The following is a 17,867-nucleotide window of genomic DNA, read 5'->3' on the forward strand; positions in this document are numbered from 1 at the left end:
CTCAGAAGTCGGGCACCGTTACGGGCGGTGGAGAAGATCCGCGGCGGCCGGCGTTGCCGGGCTGTCAGGATCGCCGACTAGCGGTCTTCTCGATGTCGCGGCCGATAATCTCCTTCATAATCTCCGTGGTGCCGCCGTAGATGGTTTGAATCCGATTGTCGCGATAAGCGCGGGCGATGGGGTATTCGAGCATGTAGCCGTATCCGCCGTGCAACTGCAGGCAGGTATCCACGACCCGCTTCTGCAGTTCGGTGGCCCACCATTTGGCCTTGGCCGCGTCCACAGCGCTGAGCACGCCATCGTTGTATGCGCGCACGGCCCTGTCGACGTAGGCATCGGTGATGTCCAATTCGGTTGCCATTTCCGCCAGTTTGAATCTGGAGTTCTGGAAGGTCCCGATCGGCTTGCCGAACGCCCGTCGGTCGAAGACGTACTGCAGGGTCCACTCGTAGGCCGCACGGGCACCGGCCATCGCCGTCACCGCGACCGACAGTCGTTCCAGCGGCAGATGCAGCATCAATTGCCGAAAACCGTCACCTGCGGCACCGAGCAGGTTTTCGCGCGGTACCCGGACATCACTGAAGACCAGCTCCGCGGTGTCCTGACCGGCCAAGCCGACCTTCCGCAGCTTGCGCGCTTTGCTGAATCCAGGGGTGCCGTCCTCGACGACGATGAGTGACAGCGCCCGTGAACCGGTGCCCTGGCCGGTCCGGGCCACGACAACGACAACATCGGCATGTATGCCGTTGGTGATGAAGGTCTTGCTGCCGTTGAGGACATAGCGATCGCCCTCGGCAACGGCCGCGGTCGCGACCGCTTGCAGATCACTACCGGCGCCCGGCTCGGTCATGGCGACCGCTCCGATCGAGGTGCCGGCGGCCATCCCCGGAAGCCAGCGTTGTTTCTGCTGGTCCGTGCCGAGGTCTTGAATGTAGGGGATCGCGACATCGTCGTGCAGGCTGATGCCCACCCCGAACGATGTTGTCGCGCTGCGGGCGACTTCCTCGCACACGACGTACCGAAATCGGTAGTCAAGTACGGCGGCACCACCGTACTCCTCCGGGACGCTGAGCCCGAGCACACCGGTGTCACCCGCGGAGCGCCAGACGTCTCGATCGATAAGCGCCGCGTCCTCCCACTGCTCGTAGTGCGGGACAACCTCTTTGGCCAAAAACTTTCGAACCGTATCCCGATATGCCTCGTGATCGTCGCCGAACAACTCACGGTCCATTCGATTTCCCTTCCGGTAGACCATCGATGCCGACCGGTAGCCCTGGCCGATCTGGACATTTCGTGCAGAGTACTATATATATTATATATGCAACACTTGGTGCGGGCGCTTTCGAACGACCGCGAGGTCGATACCGAATCCCCTTGTGCCGACACCAATCCGGAGTACACACGGGGCGATCTACGGTGGCGCAATATCGGCGAGCTGCTGACCGATGCCGCGAATCGGCTGGGCAATGCCGAAGCGGTCATCGACGGAAACGTACGGCTGAGTTACGCCGATCTCGACACGCTCGTGTGGCGGATTGCCCGATCCTTTCTCGGCATCGGTGTGGAGCGGGGCGACCGGGTGGCGATCTGGGCGCCGAACAGCTGGCAGTGGGTCGCGACAGCGCTCGGGCTCCAACGCGCCGGCGGTGTCCTGGTCCCCCTCGACGCTCGGTTCAGCGCCAGCGAGGCGTCATATGTACTGCAGAAGAGCAAAGCGCGGCTCCTCTGCATGGCCGGCAGGTCCCCCGGGCACGACTATCCCCAATTACTGCGCACGGCAGTCGGAACGGTCACCAAGGACCGGCCCTACGCACTGCTACCGCACCTGGAGTGCGTAGTCACCTTCGATGGCGAAACTCGCCGTGGCATGCGCACATGGAACGAGTTTCTAACGACCGGCACCACGATCGATTCCGAAACCGCGCATCGACTGGCTGCCGAGATCGATCCGGAAGACCTCTCGGACATCCTGTTCACCGCGGGCACGACAGGTCGCCCGAAAGGCGTGATGTGTACTCACCAGCAGGCGCTTCGCGCCTACACGGCATGGACCGCGGCGGTGGGTCTCCGGGGAGGCGATCGGTACTTGATCCTCAGCCCGTTCTCCAACGGCTTCGGATACAAGGCCGGTTGGCTGGCCTGCTTCATCGCCGGGGCCACGGTCCTACCAGCACGGTCACTCGATGGCACTGAAGTTCTCCGAGTAGTCCGGCAAGAGCGGGTGTCCGTGATCACCGGCACTGCCACGCTATTTCAGCCAATCTTGAAGCATCCGGATTTCACCGCAGCGAGTGTGGCCAGTCTGCGCCTTGCCGTATTCAGTGCGACCTGCGTTCCTCCCACGCTCCTCCAGGGAATCAAGGAAGGCCTGGGCCTTTCGCACATCGTCACTTCTTACGGTCTCACCGAGTCCTGCGCAATAGTCTCCACGTCCCGATGCCACGACCCACTCGACACTGTGGCCACCACATCAGGGCGTCCACTACCCGGCTTATCGGTGATCGCTGTGGACACCACCGGGCGGTCCGTTCCGGCAGGGACTCGGGGCGAGATCCTGGTGCGTGGATACACCGTCATGAAGGGATATTTCGGCCAGGATGCCCGGACTGAAACGACGATCGACACCGACGGCTGGCTACATACCGGAGATATCGGGGTGATCGACGAGGACGGGCGACTCCGGATCACCGACCGGATCACCGACATGTACACCGTGAACGGCTGCAACGCCTACCCCACGGAAATCGAGGAGATACTCGACCATAACCCAAATATCGCACAAACAGCTGTGATCGGCGTGCCCGACGAGCAGCTGGGGGAAGTCGGGGCGGCCTTTGTTGTCCCACGGCGCGGCGCCCAGCTCGACGAGAACGAGCTCATTGCTTGGGCGCGCCGAAATATGGCGAATCACAAAGTGCCCCAATATGTTTTCGTCTGCGACAAGTTGCCGACCAACGCCGCCGGCAAAGTGGTCAAGGGCGTGTTGCGGGAACGCGCCCGCAGGTTGGGCAATTCGGATAGACCGCTGTGAGGAGCTGCAATGATCGATGGGCCGCGCACATGTTCGATCGAGACTGCCACTCGTTCCCAGAGTCCGACTGCGCGCCGTCGCGCGGTATTGGTGGCTCCGGGTTCGGACGAGCGGAAGGCGCTGCGGGCGCTGCGATCGCAGGCCGACGAGGTTGTCATCGACCTGGAAGACTCGGTATCGGTCGCGGACAAATCACGGGCTCGCACCGGCCTGGGGCGCCTCATAGGGCAGCAGGGGCGCAGCGAATTCTGTGTTCGAATCAATAGTTTGAGCACATCCTGGGGTCGAGCGGATGTGCGTATGTGTGCCGATACCGCAGGCATAACCAGCATCGTCGTGCCCAAAGTTGAAACGGCCGCGGACCTGCTGGGCGTTGCCGCTATGGTCGCAGGTACTCCAATCCGGTTGCAGGCGTTGATTGAGACGCCCCGTGGCCTCACCAACATTGGCACGATCGCCCAGGCTGTCGATTCGCTCGACACACTGATCATCGGGTATGCCGATCTCGGTGCACTGCTGGGACGCGCACCCGATCTTCCACCGAAACACTGGCTGTGGGTCCAGGACCAGGTCCTGGTCGCGGCCCGAGCGGCAGGCATCCAGGCCATCGACGGACCCTGCCTCTCCGTGGCTGACGACCAGCCGTTGCGCGAGTCCGCCGAATGGTCCCAGTCGCTGGGGTTCGACGGTAAGTGGGTGATTCATCCTGCCCAGATATCAACTGTTACTGACATTTTCACGCCCAGCCCCGATGCCGTCGAACACGCTCGCCGCGTGCTCGATACGCTGCAAACTGCCGCCGCAGACGGGATCGGTGCGGTGCAACTCGAGGGTCAGATGATCGACGAGGCGGTCGCGGTGGCGGCCAGACGAGTCCTGACACTGGCGGCCGCGACACCGTAGCGATTACCCGCTCCTGCGCGACTCGACACGGCAGGATCCGGTCACTTGTCGTAACCGGTTGCGGCGCTTCGTACTTGATTGACATAGACGGTGGAGTGGTTGTACGCCAGGATGGCTTGCCGCCAACCGTAGGCGGTGGCCAGGTCACCACCGGCCGCGCACAGATAGCGCCCCGCAGCCAGCGCCGCGTCATCGATATTGTCCGCGTTACCCGAAAGCTCTTTGGTGGCAACGGGTTTACCGGATTCGAGCGTGTTGGCGAGGGCAGTGTAGTCGGCGCCGGCGCGCACACCCCAGCGTCTCCAGGTGTCGGGGATGAACTGGAACGGCCCCATCGCGCGGGCAAACACGGTGCGCCCGGCTCGCGTTGTCGCGTCAGGATCGACGATCACAGCGTTGCCGCCGGTGCCATTCAGGGCGATACCGCGGATCGGTGGCCGCACCAGGCCGTCGGCGGCGATAGTGGCGCCACGGAATCGGGCGTGATTACTCTCCACGCGGGCGATCCCGGCCAGAGTGGTCCACCCGAGATGACACCCCGGCTGTGCGTTCGCCATGACCACCGTCGCGTATCCGTATGCCTGCAGCGCCCCCAACGGGATGCTGAACTTGTCCGCCCGCACCTGCGCCCAGTCATGAAGCTGGTCGAGCCTATTCTCGACTGCGTCGAGCCGGATCGCCGGAACCGGCCCACCGGAACCAGGCGGCCCGAGATCGGGAACCCGATTTGTCGACCCGCAGCCCGCGACGGAGACCGACACCACTGACACCAGCAACGCCAGGCGAACCGCGCCCATTCTAGGACCGCCTATGTCCGAATTCGCCATCCTCTCGCCCCAACGACTCGTCCGCACCGTGCCAGCTACCCGGATCAACGGGTCGTGGACGGCTTCGCCACCGTGATCGTCGTGATGGTGGACGTCTTCGAGGGCCGCGAAGTCGTGGTCGGTCGACGCGTCGTCGTCGGTGGACGCGTCGTCGTCGTCGGAGGCACTGTCGTCGGAGGCACTGTCGTCGGAACGGCAGCGGCGATCGTACTGGGTGAGATCGTCGTTGTTGTATCGGTCGTTGTCGTAGTCGGAGGCAGTGTCACCGAAAGGGTGTCGGTGGTCGTGCTGGGCGGGACAACCATCACGGTGACAGTGGTTGTGGTGGTGACCGGATCCAGAGTGGAATTCACCCATGTTTGAGGACCCGGACTCACTTCGGGTTGAGGGTTGAGCGAGAAGTCCGCATTCGCACTGAGAGAGATGCTGGGCACCGCTGGCAAGGTCGTGGTGATATCCGTGGTCGTACTCGGCGCATTGGTCGTCGTATCAGTCGTCGTATCAGTCGTAGTGATCGGCGCGCCGGGGTCGATCGTCGTGCTCGGGTCATAGGTGGCGGGGTCGGTCGTCATGGTGTCACCCGGGACAGCCACATCACTCGGCGTCACCGAACTGCTGGCAATATCGATCGCCTGAATCGGCCCACTCTGGGTGGTCAGATCTCCGGTGGTTTGCGTCTTCGAGACATCCGACGCCGCCGCATTGCCCACCTGATCATCCCGCTTCGATGCAGCCACGATCACGATCCCGATCACGACAGTCATTACCGCAGCGGTGGCCGCGGCATGCGGCAGATGCCGGCGAATGTCTTGTGCCGCAAGATGCCTCGTAAGCCATTGCCACCGCCCCGAACCCGACGATCCAGACGGATCCTCGCACGCATCGGCGTCGGAATCAGCGGCATCGTCCGCGCCGCGAGAGTCGTCAGGATCGGCGGCATCGTTGCCGAGTACGGCGATGAGTTCAGTCGCCTCCGGATCAGTGACATCACTGCCAACGATGCTGATCAGTTCGGTTGCCTCCGGATCGCCACGATCCGGTTCGTTGCTGTCCAATGGTTCCATCAGGTATTGCTTTCTTCTCCTCGATGAGCCGCCACCCCGACCAAATCTGATCTGCAGGACGAGCTCATTGGCCTCAGGGGCCATACACAAAAACCGACCGCAGCGCATCAACAGGTTGCAGTGGAATAGCTTGCGAATTTCACTGTCGGCCACGATTCGCTCGAACGTTGTTCGCCGCGCTCTCAGGAGAGTTGTCGGCCACGGCGACACCCGATTCCCCGCAGATCGAGGTGAACTGTGACCCACCTATGATGGACGGCGCAACATCACCGCTATCCTCCGACGATGAATTGCACCGTCTTCAGAGGTGCTCCACAGGGGTCCTGTTGCACCACAGACTGTGCCCTGCAGACGGACAGGATGCAACTGCGGTAGGCAGTCACGTGGGTATCCGAACCAACGCGGTAACGGGTAGCAAACCGCACGTGTTTAGTCGGTACTTTCCCGCTTCGCATCAATAGGTGCCGGAAGCTGCTTACAAAGGTATAGCCGCAGCCTCGCAATCAGAGAAAACACCGACTACCGGATTACACAAAGCAATCGAATAGCAACCTTGATCGAGCACTCTCCGAACGGTGCCGTTAGCACCGCGCGTCACGAAAGCGAAATTACGTGCTGGCCAGCACTCTTCTCCTTTTGCGGCACTTGGTTACCCGAGCCGTCGGACGCAAAGTGACACAAATTGTCACAGTCTGCCATTCCTCGGCGAATTCCATACCACCCAAGATGGCGCTTACGAAACGCTTCCACGCGTGACTTTTGTAACAAATATCGCCTTACTGTGTCGTGTATATGTTGGTTTGCGAAGTTGGATTTCGTCGCCATGAATTTGCCCGAACAGAGACAGTTCACCTTGCTGCATTCACCACATTCGGCAGTTTCCAGGCGCGACAGGCACCGTGTGAGGTTCATAGAGAGGCCGGGCATGCCGATGACCGCACCTACATTCCCGGATCCCAACCCCCTATCGATATCCCGCAGACAGCGGCGTCCGATCGTGCCGACCCGGGAGCACCGCGGGTCCGATCGACCTTCGTGGATCTGCGACCGGCCGGAGGCCGGCGTATACCTCCGCCGACGACGCGAAGCGCTGCGACTGACACGAGAGGAGGTAGCCCTGGCAGCGTCGACGACGGTGTCGTCGTTACGAAAGTGGGAGGCCGGCCTCCGTCACCCGAGCACCGACAGTTTAGTTGCCTGGTGCCGCGCACTGGATCTACCGGATTGGATGCTGCGCAAAATGACATCGCTGGTGCTCAACGGCATGGACACACTCGCGGTCGGCACGTGGCCACCGACCTTCAGCAATGATGACCTCGACCACCTGGAGATGGTCGCCGGCCCCGCCTACTACTACAGCTTCCCGCACCTGGATGTGCTGGCCGCCAACACAATCGCGCGGCAAACGATACCCAGCCTGCTGCCGGCCGATCTCGGATCGCCGCGACCCACCAACTTCGTCGAGTGGATCATGACCAAGCCCGCACGGGACCTGATCGCCAATTGGCAGACCGTCGCCACGCGCCTGGTGTACCTGCTGCGCGTCATGGGACCCGGGCTCGTCTCGCAGCACCGGCTCGACGAGATCTTCAACTTCTGCTATTCCCAGTCACCGCACGACTTCACACTCTTCTTCGACACCGAACTCACCAAGGCCGAGATGAACGACGACGTGGTACTCCTGCGAAATCCGAGCACCGACGCCATCGAGCAATGTACCTACCGATACCTGCGCCCCGTGCAACCGATGCGGCCGTACGAGCAGTTCCAGATGGCCAAACGCAGCAGACCACAAGAGACGATCGACCAGACCCCGGTCGGATAGAGAACAGCAGCAGGCGGAGGAATCGCGTCGTCCGCGCGCCATCGGCTGCAATGTGGGTCACAACGATCCGCTCTTGTCGGGAACGCCCTGAACCGTACCGTGCACGACTAGCATAGTAGATACTATGCTAGCAAGTGACGGAGAGATGGTGATGGTGACACAAACTATCCCGCCAGGTCCAGATCGCGATGTCAGGTTCTTTCGGGACGGAGTCGAACACGGCCGCTGGCTTGTTCGACCGGGCCTGCACGTACCGACAGTCGTCACCGAGGCATCGCCAGGGCAGTATTCTTGTCTACTCCCTGTCGAATTCGAATTCGAATTCTCCGAATCCGACACAGGCGAACCGGTCCAGAACGGTGTCACCGGCGACACCACTGAGAGCGTACGGGCTCAGTAGCGGCCTGATCTCCTTGCGCCCCCCGCCGCGTCGAGCATCTAGTCCACGATTGCGCGGCATTCGCCATGAAAAAGGATCCGCGGACCGGTGTTACGGCTCACCATCAGCCGCGCGGCCCTCCTCCCGTGGCGGCCCGGCGAGAACTTATCGGCCCGGGAACTGCGTCACATTGCCAGAAGGCGATGGCCGGATGCTGAGCCAACTATCTGAGGTGCCACCACGGCGCAGGTCATTACGTCGCTGGTCGCGGCGACGGCCCAGCCAAGTGAGATCCACAGCGCTTCCATCGGAAATCAGGGTGCTGTTCGGAGCCGCTCTGGTCATCGAACTCGGCTTTGGTCTGGTGACACCTGTGCTACCGCAATTCGCTCGAAGTTTCGGTGTCGATATCGCCTCCACATCCGCGATAGTGAGCGCATACGCGCTGATGAGACTGCTGTTCGCGCCTGTGAGTGGACGGCTGGTACAACAGCTCGGCGAACGATCCGTATACGTGAGCGGACTACTGATCATTGCCTGCTCGGCGGGAGCGAGTGCATTCGCCCGGAACTATTGGCAACTGCTGGCGCTGCAGTCGGTCGGCGGCATCGGTTCAACCATGTTCACCGTGTCGTCGATGGCGCTCCTGATCCGAATGTCGCCCACACATGAACGGGGCCGGGTCTCAGCACTGTGGTCAACCTACTTTTTGATCGGCTCCATGAGCGGCCCGATCGTCGGTGGAGTGCTGGCCGGGTTCGGTCTGCGTGTGCCGTTCGTGGCCTTTGCCACGGCGCTGGTAGTGGTCGGGATCGCAGTGCACTTCGGTCTGCGCAACTCGCAGATAGTATCTCCGATCCCAGCCTCTGAGGGCGCAGCAAGGACTTTCCGGCAGGTGTTATCCCTCCCTGGATACCGGGCATTGCTGTGGTCGAACTTCACCAGCGGTGTTGCGCTTTTCGGCGTCAGAATGGCGCTGGTGCCGCTGCTGGTGACGGAAGCACTCGGGCAGTCGGCTCGAATGGCCGGGGTCACCTTGACCGTGTTCGCTGTCGGCACTGCGGCTGCACTGTCAGGCTCAGGCCGATTCTCAGACAAGTTCGGGCGCAGGCCACTTCTGATCGCCGGCACCCTCATTTCCGGTCTGGGCACTGCGGCATCAGCGATGGTGCCCACGGTGCCCTGGCTGTTAGCTATGTCATTCCTGGCCGGCAGCGGTTGCGGAATGTTCACCCCTGCGCAGCAAGCCGCCCTCGCCGACCTCATGGGACCGAAGGTCCATGGCGGGTCAATGCTCGCCGGTTTCCAGATGTCCGGCGACCTCGGCGTTGTCCTCGGTCCAATCGCGATTGGAGCGGTGGCCCAACACCTGTCCTTTGGGTTCGGACTCTGGCTTGCAGGGGCGCTGCTTGCTACCGCATCGACCGTGTGGGCGATCGTCCCCGAGCCTTCGTCGCGATCGCCGCTCGGCCGGACCCGCTACGGCGCCGATGACATGCGATGGCCCGCCGGAAACGAATCGCTGTGTTCAGAAAATCGGTGCGCTCCTCGCAGGAATCGACTGTGGTCGGGTCGGCATCGTCGGTGTCGCAAACGGTGCCGGACGTCCACGTGACAATCCACCAGGTTGTGAATATATTATATACTGCGTGTTCCGGAAGCGCAGGAAGGTACATGTGGACGGCGATCCGTTACGGAGGCCAAGGAATGCGCGACCATCGAGAGGAGGCAGTCCTTGACCAATTCAACCGACATCGCCGCGACCCGGCATGTCGTCGATGTCGGCCCCATCGTGCCCGAACTCGCCGGGCAGCCGATTGCTGCCACCGTATTCTCGCCGGCAGATCCGAGCGGCCAGATCGTCTTCTGCTGCCTGCCCGGCGGCGGTCTATCCCGTCGATACTGGGATCTACAAGTGCCGGAAGACGATTCGTACAGCTTCGCGCGTTGGATGGCGAGCAGAGGGTTCCCCGTCATCTCCGTCGACCATGCCGGGACCGGCGGTTCGACACTCTCCCGGGATGGCACTCCACCATTGCTCGGACACGTAATCGCGGCGAATCACGCGGTATTCAGCATCCTGTGCAACAAGTTGCAGCAGCAATGGACCGGCACGGCTACCGCCCCGGCACTGCGGCGCGTGGGTGTAGGGCACTCCATGGGCGCCGGACTCACAGTCCGTCAACAGGCGGTACACGAAACATACGACGCCATTTGCCTCGTGGGATTCGATACCAAAGGACTCCCCGGCGTCATTCCCCCGGAGGTCACAGATCTGCTCACGGACGAGCCGCCCGATGATGTGCTGCTCGCCCAACTGACCGTGCGGATGTTCGGCAGCGCTTACCCCGCGATGTCGGCAAACGTACACGGAACCCGGACGGTTCCCGCGCCCGTGCGCCTGGCGATGGAGGCGGCGACAACGCGACTGCTCGGGGCGGGCGGGTTGTTGAGCCTGCTCCCCGGCAATGTCGCCATCGACGCCGGACGGATTCGCGTCCCGGCTCTCGTCCTGAACGGCGAACACGACTCGCTCATCAATGGCCGGCTCGATCGGGTCACGCGGTACCCGGGCACGGCGAGCTTCACGAGCCACGTGCTCCCGGGCGCCGGGCACATTCACAACATCGCGCCTACTCGAAATCTGTTCTGGGAAAACATGCTCCACTGGACGAGGAACGCCTTCCCGCAGTAGTGAGTGGCGGGCGTGGCTAGGTCCGGCCCGCGGCCGAATCCCAGACGTGGACAGCCTCATTTGTTTTGGCCAGGGTGGCGACCAATCCGATGGTGTGCTCCACGACCTGCAAGCCGTATTCGACCGGCACGCCCGCCACGGCGTCGGTGATCACGACGACTCGGTACGACCGGTTCACGGCGTCGAAGACCAGGTTCGGAATCGCGACGTTCAACGACACTCCGGCAATCACCACGGTGGTGATGCCGGAATTGCGGAGCAACGCGTCGAGTTGTCCGTCGGCCAGTGGCGATAGACCGTGGTATCGGGGCAGTACGAGATCGCCTTCGGCGTATACCGCCGACACCGGGCGCACCGATGCTGTACCGCGCGTGTTGTCGGCACCGGCCTTGCGGGCCGCACTGAACAACCGCGCGTTCCGGTTGGTGCCGAAGCCGCCGGGCAGGCTCTCCGCCGTCGCGTGAATCACCGGCACCGAGGCGGCACGCGCTGCCTCCGACAGCCGGGCGGCATTGTCGACCACCCCTCGCTGGACCGCAGCGGCAGCGAGCTCAGGAAAGACCGTCCCCGGCCCCACTACACCGTTTTGTATCTCCTGCAGCACGAGTGCCGTCCGCCCGGGGGCGATCACGTCATCGAATATCGGTATCGGCAAGGCTTTCCCTTCTATCAACTTGTGCCACAACCTCGGTCGCGAATCCAGCCACGTTCTCCAGAAATCCCGCCCGGCTCGGCGCGGGCAGCCTGATCGACAGCCAGGTCACCCCGAGCCGCGCGAGTTGTACCGCCTCGTCCAGCAGACGTTCGGGCTCGAGAGCCGCACGGTGGTGTGGATGGGAGAACGGCGTCACGCAGATATCGATGGGTTCGCTCCGGCCGATCTCGGTCGCAAAGCTCCGCATGTCGCCGATCGCACGAGCCAAACTGTCGACGTCCGTCAACGCGGCGGTCCGGGTGGCTTTCGCCAAACCGCGGGTTGCGGGGAACGGCGCCCAGCCTTGTCCCAAGCGCACCGCCCGCCGCATGGACACCGCCGAGTTTCCGCCGAACCAGATCGGCGGGTGCGGCTGCGAAACAGGCAGCGGCGCAAGGACATTGCCCTCGTTGCCGAGCTCGCCCGACCACACTTTCTGCATTGTCGTGATCACCTCTTCGAGCACTGCGCCCCGACGCAGGTAATCGACGCCCAGGGCCTCGAATTCTTCGCGCAGGTAACCGGTGCCGGTGCCGAGAATCAACCGGCCACCGGACAGTACGTCCAGCGTCGCCGCGCTGTGCGCGGCCAGCACAGGATGACGATAGGCGGCCACGAAGATATTGGTGTGCAATCGGATACGCCGCGTCGCTGCGGCGGCGAACGACAACGCGATCAAGGGGTCGAGCGCGTGGTGACCGCCGGCCTCGACCCACGCACGCGGCGGATACGGGTGATCGGTGACATGGCACGCATCGACCCCCGCCGCCTCGAGGGCTGCGGCCATCTCACCGATCGCCGCTGCGCTGATCAGATCGGGACCCGCCCCGACATTCTCGGTGGGCAGCGCAACAGTCCAGCGCACTACACCGCCCCGGAGGACAGCGCGCTGGTGTCGTCGACGACACGGTTCTCGATCAGCTTGGCGATATCGTCGTCGCTGTAACCGAGTTCGGTGAGGATGGCCCGGGAATTCGCACCCGGCCACACCGGCCCACCCTGCAATACGCCGGGCGTATCGGACAGGTCGAAGTACAGGCCCGCGACCGTCATCTTGCCGACCGCGCGTTGCTGGAACGACGCAACCAGTTGGCGGCGCTTGGCATCCGGGTCCGCGAACAATCGCTGTGCGTAATCCGGATCGGAGACTTCGCAGGGGACCCCGTGCGAGTCTAGTTCCGCGTACCAATCGGCCGCAGTCCGGTCGGCGAACACTGCGGTGAGTTCCGCAATCAGCTCGAAATCGTGTGCCGCGCGCGCCGATTCGGTCGCGAAGCGTGGATCGCGTGCCAGCGAGGCGCGTCCGAGGGCAGCGGTGAGATTCGACCAATCCGCTTCGGTAAGCGCAGCCAGGCACAGCCAGCCGTCCGATGTCCGGTACAGGCGGTACAGCGCATTCCATCCGTACTGCTCCGCATCGGAGCGCTGCCGATCGCCCATCCGGGCACCATCGGGGGTGACCCATGATGTCGCGGCATTGAGCAAGTGCGCGTACAGAATCGACGTGCGCACGAATTGGCCTGCCCCAGTGCGATCACGATCGTAGAGAGCCTGGATGATCCCGATCGCGGAGAGGAATCCGTTGCCTGTATCGCCCAGCGAGGTGCACGACCAGATCGGCCGGCCGTCGTTGTCGAGCCCGCCATCCAGCCAGGAGGTCCCCGCCAGGGCTGCGGCCGTCTGATCGTTGCCCGGGTCCTGCGCACGGGGTCCCTGCTCATGGCCGAGGGTATGGCAGTAGATCAGTGACGGATTGATGCTGCGCAGGTCCTCGTATCCGACACCCAGCCGCTCCGCGGCGTCATAACGCATATTGTGCTGAACCACATCGGCTTCCGCGACCAGGCGGTGCAGCACCGCAAGACCTTCCGGATCCTTCAGGTCGAGCACGATGGATTCCTTGTCCCGGTTGCAGCACATCGCGATGTGATTGCTGAACCAGAACTTGTCGGTCTTGGTGTTGACCATGATGACTCGGGCGCCCAGCTCGGCCAACACTTGAGTGCCGAACGGTCCGGCAACGGCCAAGCCGAGATCGAGCACGGTCACACCCGCCAGCGGAGCCGACAGGCTGCGCGTGTCCGATGCCGCCGAAACCGGCATGGACGCCAAATCCGGTTGCGCCGCAAGCAAGGCGTCCGCCTCTGCGCGGACCTCTTCGGTGTGCGTGCCGAAGATCGGCGCGGGTTGCGGAGTCGGTTGCGGATGCCGGGCCAGCTCGACGATCCTGCCGACCTGCCGAATCGGACCCATCTCCGGATCATCGATCTCGACGACGCAGCCATCGGCCAGCAGGAGGGGGTCCAGGAGCGCTTCTTCGGGCGACCGCACGGTCTGCACCGGTACGCCCACCTGGTGGGCGAGATCCACCCAATCCTGGGCCGGGTAGCGTACGACCGCCTCCGCCAGCTGCTCTTGGAAGGCGTGCAGGATGACCATGTCTTCCGACATGGGACTGACGCGAAGCGATGCGTCCTTGGGCGACGAAACTTCAGGCGTGGCCTGTAGTCCGTTCGCGGACGCGTTCAGAATGAACTCGGGCAGCGGCACCCAATGATGGGTCCAACGGCCATCGGACGTACGGAAGAAACCCTTGGGCGCTCTGCTGTCGTTGACCCAGGTCTGAAAATAGGGTGCGTCCGGCTTGTCCACCTGCTGCCAGCCCGCGATCGTGGTGGCGAGCACACCGTGCAGCAGCGACGCCTGCACGCGCTGTCCGCGTCCCGTGTGTTCCCGCGCCCGCAACGCGGCATTGACACCGACCGAGGCGATGTAAGCCGTTCCGAGACTGACCCACGGCACACCGCTGAACAGTGGCCCGTCCCGGTCGGGTCCCACCCAGGAGCCCGGCGGTGGTCCGGTCAACTCGGGCATGATCGGCGCCTGTCCGGACAGGCGCGCGATGGTTCCGCCAACGGTCCCGCGGCCCTCGAATTGGTGTCCCGACCGAGCGGCGACAAGAGCGTCGATTCCGGGCCGATCGGCATCGGGTCCGTCCTCGCCATAGCCGGTAATCGAGCAATAGATCAATCGAGGATTGATCGCCCGCAATGTCGGGTAGTCGATGCCGAGCCGCTCGGTGGTGCCCGGCGCGAAGCTTTCGATCACAACGTCTGCCGACCGAGCCAGTGCCAGGAACCGCTTCCGGTCCGTGTCGCTCTTCAGATCGAGTGCGGCGCTGCGTTTGCCGCGGTTCCAGATCCGGTAGCCCGACAGCCGCCGCCACGGATCGCCTTCGGGCGGTTCGATTTTCGTGACCTGCGCGCCGTGGTCGGCGAGCAGCATGCCCGTTATCGGTCCGGCGATGCCCCAGGACAGGTCCAGGACCTTGATTCCGTCGAGAACACCCACGGTTACACCCCGCTTCCGAGCACGATCGCGCTCTGCCCGGCCGCGCAGAGCACATGCGCGGCACCGGAGATCTGGTTCACCGCGGTGCCCCGAATTTGACGAACACCTTCGATGATGTTGTTTATCCCGTGGATATACGCCTCACCGAGCAGGCCACCGTGCGTATTCACGGGCAGCTTGCCACCGATCTCGATATTGCCGTCCTTGATGTAGTCCTTGGCTTCGCCCTGGCCACAGAATCCATAGGCTTCGAGTTGATAAAAGACGACCGGACTGAAATTTTCGTAAATCATTGCCGCGTCGATATCATCCGGCTTCAGTCCGGTACTCCCCCACAATTGTTCGGCGACATATTCCGCTTGCAGGAATCGGTCCATGTCCGCACTGTAGTAATTGAACAACGTGTTGTCCCCCGCCACGTTTCCCTGCGTGGCCGCCTCGATCGCGACGGGCGGATGGCGCAGATCTTGCGCGCGTTCGATGCCCGTCACCACCAGGGCCACGCCGCCGTCACTCTCCTGACAACAGTCCAGCAGCCGCAGGATGGGCTCGACGATCCATCTCGACGCCTGATGGTCGGCCAGCGTTATCGGGCGCTGGTAGAACCACGAATTCGGATTGGTCGCGGCATGCTTGCGAGCGACCACGGTGTATCGGCCGAAATCTTCGTTCGTCAGGCCATAGCGATGCATGTAGCTCTGAAACCAGAGCGAGAACATTTTCGCGGGTGTGTCCAGTCCGTAGGGGAGATGGAAGTTGAGGTCCGGGATCCCGCCGTTTCGCATGGGCTGGCCGAACCGTGTGCCCGATCGTTCGTTGAACGCCCGGTAGACCACCACGACATCGGACATGCCCGCCGCCACCGCCGCCGCGGCGTGCTCGACCATGGCCGACGAGCCGCCGCCGCCGAAGGGTGTGCGCGAGGTCCAACGCACTCGGTCGATGCCGACACTGCGCATCAAGGCGAGTTCGTCGTTGTCGTCTACGGTCATCGTGACCAGGCCGTCCACGTCGGCGGGCTGCAGCCCGGCGTCCGCGAGCGCATGGCGCACCGCTTCCGACGCGAGCTGTAGCTCGCTCCGCCCGGAGTCCTTCGAGAACTCGGTCTGGCCGATCCCGACGATCGCAGCTTTGTCTGTGTTCAGGGCCATCAGAACCTCACTTCGCCATCGGCTTGAACTGCGGCAACTTGACGCCGCCGACCTCGCCGAAGGTCACCTCGACAGCCATTCCGTTGACAACCTGAGCAGGGTCGATGCCCTGCAGGTTGGTGACCAGGCGAGCACCCTCGGCCAACGCGATCACCGCAACGATGCGGGCATCACCGTCCGGCTGGCTGGGGTGTCGCGACACGATCCAGCTGGATACGGTGCCCGTGCCCGCCACCTCGAGGGGGGTCCACGCGAGGGATCCACACTGGGGACACATGGGGCTGGGCGGGTGTTGAAGTCGCGCACAATTCGAACATTGCCGAATCAGCAACCGCCCCTCTTCGACGCCATCCCAGAAGAACTGATCATCCCGATTCGGAACCGGGGGGATAACTCGCAGCACGGGCGTCCACCTCTTCGTCTGTTGTTTACATAGTAACTACTATACAGAGCGAACGTTACTATTTTCGAATTTCTGTGGCAAGAGCGAGCCGCCCTTGGCAACCCGCTCAGCGTCCGTCTCAGCGCAGCAGTTCGACGATCGTGCAGTTGGCCATGCCGCCGCCCTCACACATCGTCTGCAGGCCGTATCGAATGCCGTTGTCCCGCATGTGATTGATCATCGTCGTCATGATTCGAGCGCCCGAGGCCCCCAGCGGGTGGCCCATCGCGATAGCGCCGCCGTTCGGGTTCAATCGCGATTCGTCCGCTCCGGTCTCGTGCAGCCACGCCAGCGGAACCGGGGCGAACGCCTCGTTGACTTCGTATACACCGATGTCGGACATCGAGAGCCCGGATCGGTTGAGCGCCTTCGCCGTTGCCGGGATCGGGGCGGTCAGCATGATCACCGGGTCGTCGCCGGTGACCACAGCGGTGTGCACCCGGCAGATCGGCCGCAGGCCCAGTTCCCGCGCGCGATCGGAGGTCATCATGAGCAGTGCGGCCGCGCCATCGCTGACCTGAGACGAATTGCCCGCGTGGATAACACCGTCCGCTTTGAAGACGGGTTTCAGCGCAGCCAGGGTCTCCACCGACGTTCCCCGTCGCAGGCCCTGATCCACCGACAAGGAGCCGCCATCGGCGGTCGGCACCGTGGTGATCTGCGCGTCGAAGACGCCGGAATCGATGGCGGCCGCGAGCTTTTCGTGCGATTGCGCCGAGAATACATCGACTCGTTCGCGATCCAATCCCCACTTCTCGGCGATCATTTCGGCGCCGAGACCCTGATTGAAGCCGGTGCCGTAGCGTTCGGCCACCAGTGGTCCGCCGGGCAGACCGAACTGATCTGTCGCCCAGGTGGCTCCGATCGGAACGGCCGACATAATCTCGACACCACCCGCGACGGCGACGTCGTATTGCCCGGAGATCAGCCCGGCCGCAGCGAAATGGACCGACTGCTGCGAAGATCCGCACTGCCGGTCGATCGTGGAGGCCGGTACGGACTCCGGCCAACCGGCGCCGAGAACGCCCATGCGGCCCACATTGCCGGCCTGCTGCCCGGTTTGGTTCACACAGCCCCACACCACGTCATCGACGACGGCGGGGTCGAGCCCATTGCGTTCGGCCAGCGCATTCAACACGTGGGCCGACAGGTCCGCCGAATGGTAGTGCGCGAGGGCGCCGCCTCGTTTGCCGATCGGGGTTCGCACCGCGTCGACGATCACCGCATCACGAATGGCCATGCTGTGTACTCCTTTGAGATCAAGCCGATATTTCCGATTTTGGTCTGCGCCAACTGGTTCCGAGCGCGAGCGCCCCGGCGAGGCCGCCGAGTACCGCCGCTATTGCCAGGCCGGGCCACCCGGCGATACTGATGTCGAACAGGTTGTCCAGCGACCATGAACCACCGCCGGACGCGCCGATCGCCGCCGCGACCACAATGATCATCAGCACGTACTCGTACCCCTCACCAGGGCGAAAGATGAAGAACCCGTTACGAATATGGTT

General features: G+C 63.3%; 14 protein-coding genes and 2 pseudogenes. 6 read left to right on the forward strand and 10 right to left on the reverse strand.

The features are described 5' to 3' along the window. Positions 1–64: 64 nt before the first annotated feature. On the reverse strand, positions 65–1,231 hold the full coding sequence (locus tag JWN03_RS31815) for an acyl-CoA dehydrogenase family protein (protein ID WP_297622722.1): 1,167 nt from the start codon (positions 1,229–1,231) through the stop codon (positions 65–67). Here JWN03_RS31815 and JWN03_RS31820 point away from each other — a divergent pair. Together JWN03_RS31820 and JWN03_RS31825 are read left to right on the forward strand one after the other, a co-directional pair. Then, positions 1,148–3,031, forward strand: coding sequence for an AMP-binding protein (locus JWN03_RS31820; protein ID WP_297622724.1), 1,884 nt, complete (start codon positions 1,148–1,150; stop codon positions 3,029–3,031). The two genes, JWN03_RS31815 and JWN03_RS31820, sit on opposite strands and share 84 nt — an antisense overlap. Before the next feature lie 9 nt (positions 3,032–3,040). Beyond that, on the forward strand, positions 3,041–3,934 hold the full coding sequence (locus tag JWN03_RS31825) for an HpcH/HpaI aldolase/citrate lyase family protein (RefSeq protein ID WP_297622725.1): 894 nt from the start codon (positions 3,041–3,043) through the stop codon (positions 3,932–3,934). A gap of 41 nt (positions 3,935–3,975) precedes the next feature. On the opposite strand, the gene JWN03_RS31830 is transcribed toward JWN03_RS31825, so the two are convergent. Beyond that, on the reverse strand, positions 3,976–4,731 hold the full coding sequence (locus tag JWN03_RS31830; RefSeq protein ID WP_297622727.1) for a lytic transglycosylase domain-containing protein: 756 nt from the start codon (positions 4,729–4,731) through the stop codon (positions 3,976–3,978). A 74-nt stretch (positions 4,732–4,805) separates the two neighbouring features. Further along, on the reverse strand, positions 4,806–6,035 hold the full coding sequence (locus JWN03_RS31835) for a hypothetical protein (RefSeq protein WP_297622729.1): 1,230 nt from the start codon (positions 6,033–6,035) through the stop codon (positions 4,806–4,808). A gap of 721 nt (positions 6,036–6,756) precedes the next feature. Between JWN03_RS31835 and JWN03_RS45605 the strand changes: the two are divergent. From JWN03_RS45605 to JWN03_RS31850, 4 genes and pseudogenes are all read left to right on the forward strand, one after another. After that, positions 6,757–7,038: pseudogene (locus tag JWN03_RS45605) on the forward strand (helix-turn-helix domain-containing protein); the annotation flags it as partial. 27 nt (positions 7,039–7,065) lie between these two features. After that, the gene (locus JWN03_RS31840; protein WP_297622731.1) at positions 7,066–7,650 is read left to right on the forward strand and encodes an MmyB family transcriptional regulator; all 585 of its coding nucleotides are present in this window, start codon (positions 7,066–7,068) and stop codon (positions 7,648–7,650) included. A 698-nt stretch (positions 7,651–8,348) separates the two neighbouring features. Next, positions 8,349–9,644: an MFS transporter gene (locus tag JWN03_RS31845; protein ID WP_297622733.1), complete on the forward strand. Its 1,296-nt coding sequence runs from the start codon at positions 8,349–8,351 to the stop codon at positions 9,642–9,644. 120 nt (positions 9,645–9,764) lie between these two features. Continuing rightward, positions 9,765–10,724, forward strand: coding sequence for an alpha/beta hydrolase (locus JWN03_RS31850; protein WP_297622735.1), 960 nt, complete (start codon positions 9,765–9,767; stop codon positions 10,722–10,724). A 16-nt stretch (positions 10,725–10,740) separates the two neighbouring features. On the opposite strand, the gene JWN03_RS31855 is transcribed toward JWN03_RS31850, so the two are convergent. The 7 genes and pseudogenes from JWN03_RS31855 to JWN03_RS31885 form a co-directional block, all read right to left on the reverse strand. After that, positions 10,741–11,379 carry a cysteine hydrolase gene (locus JWN03_RS31855; RefSeq protein WP_297622737.1) on the reverse strand — a complete coding sequence of 213 codons (639 nt, stop codon included), beginning with the start codon at positions 11,377–11,379 and terminating at the stop codon, positions 10,741–10,743. Next, entirely contained in the window at positions 11,357–12,283 is a 927-nt protein-coding gene (locus JWN03_RS31860; protein ID WP_297622739.1) for a TIGR03619 family F420-dependent LLM class oxidoreductase, read from the reverse strand. The genes JWN03_RS31855 and JWN03_RS31860 overlap by 23 nt, the downstream gene beginning before the upstream one ends. Beyond that, positions 12,283–14,769 (reverse strand): CaiB/BaiF CoA transferase family protein, encoded by a 2,487-nt coding sequence (locus JWN03_RS31865; protein WP_297622741.1) that lies wholly within the window; start codon positions 14,767–14,769, stop codon positions 12,283–12,285. The genes JWN03_RS31860 and JWN03_RS31865 overlap by 1 nt, the downstream gene beginning before the upstream one ends. Before the next feature lie 2 nt (positions 14,770–14,771). Continuing rightward, positions 14,772–15,923, reverse strand: a complete 1,152-nt coding sequence (locus JWN03_RS31870) for a thiolase C-terminal domain-containing protein (protein ID WP_441343095.1) — start codon at positions 15,921–15,923, stop codon at positions 14,772–14,774. 4 nt (positions 15,924–15,927) lie between these two features. Beyond that, complete coding sequence (locus JWN03_RS31875; protein ID WP_297622745.1) at positions 15,928–16,323, reverse strand: Zn-ribbon domain-containing OB-fold protein; 396 nt, start codon at positions 16,321–16,323, stop codon at positions 15,928–15,930. 118 nt (positions 16,324–16,441) lie between these two features. Next, complete coding sequence (locus JWN03_RS31880) at positions 16,442–17,596, reverse strand: thiolase family protein (protein ID WP_297622749.1); 1,155 nt, start codon at positions 17,594–17,596, stop codon at positions 16,442–16,444. Positions 17,597–17,621: 25 nt separating this feature from the next. Next, a pseudogene (locus JWN03_RS31885) lies at positions 17,622–17,867 on the reverse strand (DoxX family protein); the annotation flags it as partial.

This window comes from Nocardia sp., from assembly GCF_025465275.1.
Classification (GTDB): Bacteria; Actinomycetota; Actinomycetes; order Mycobacteriales; family Mycobacteriaceae; genus Nocardia.

Bases quoted from the DNA above. Each gene is read 5' to 3' on its own strand.
- JWN03_RS31840 (WP_297622731.1), top strand. From the start codon at position 7,066: ATGACATCGCTGGTGCTCAACGGCATGGACACACTCGCGGTCGGCACG.
- JWN03_RS31815 (WP_297622722.1), bottom strand. From the start codon at position 1,231: ATGGACCGTGAGTTGTTCGGCGACGATCACGAGGCATATCGGGATACG.
- JWN03_RS31825 (WP_297622725.1), top strand. From the start codon at position 3,041: ATGATCGATGGGCCGCGCACATGTTCGATCGAGACTGCCACTCGTTCC.
- JWN03_RS31830 (WP_297622727.1), bottom strand. From the start codon at position 4,731: ATGGGCGCGGTTCGCCTGGCGTTGCTGGTGTCAGTGGTGTCGGTCTCC.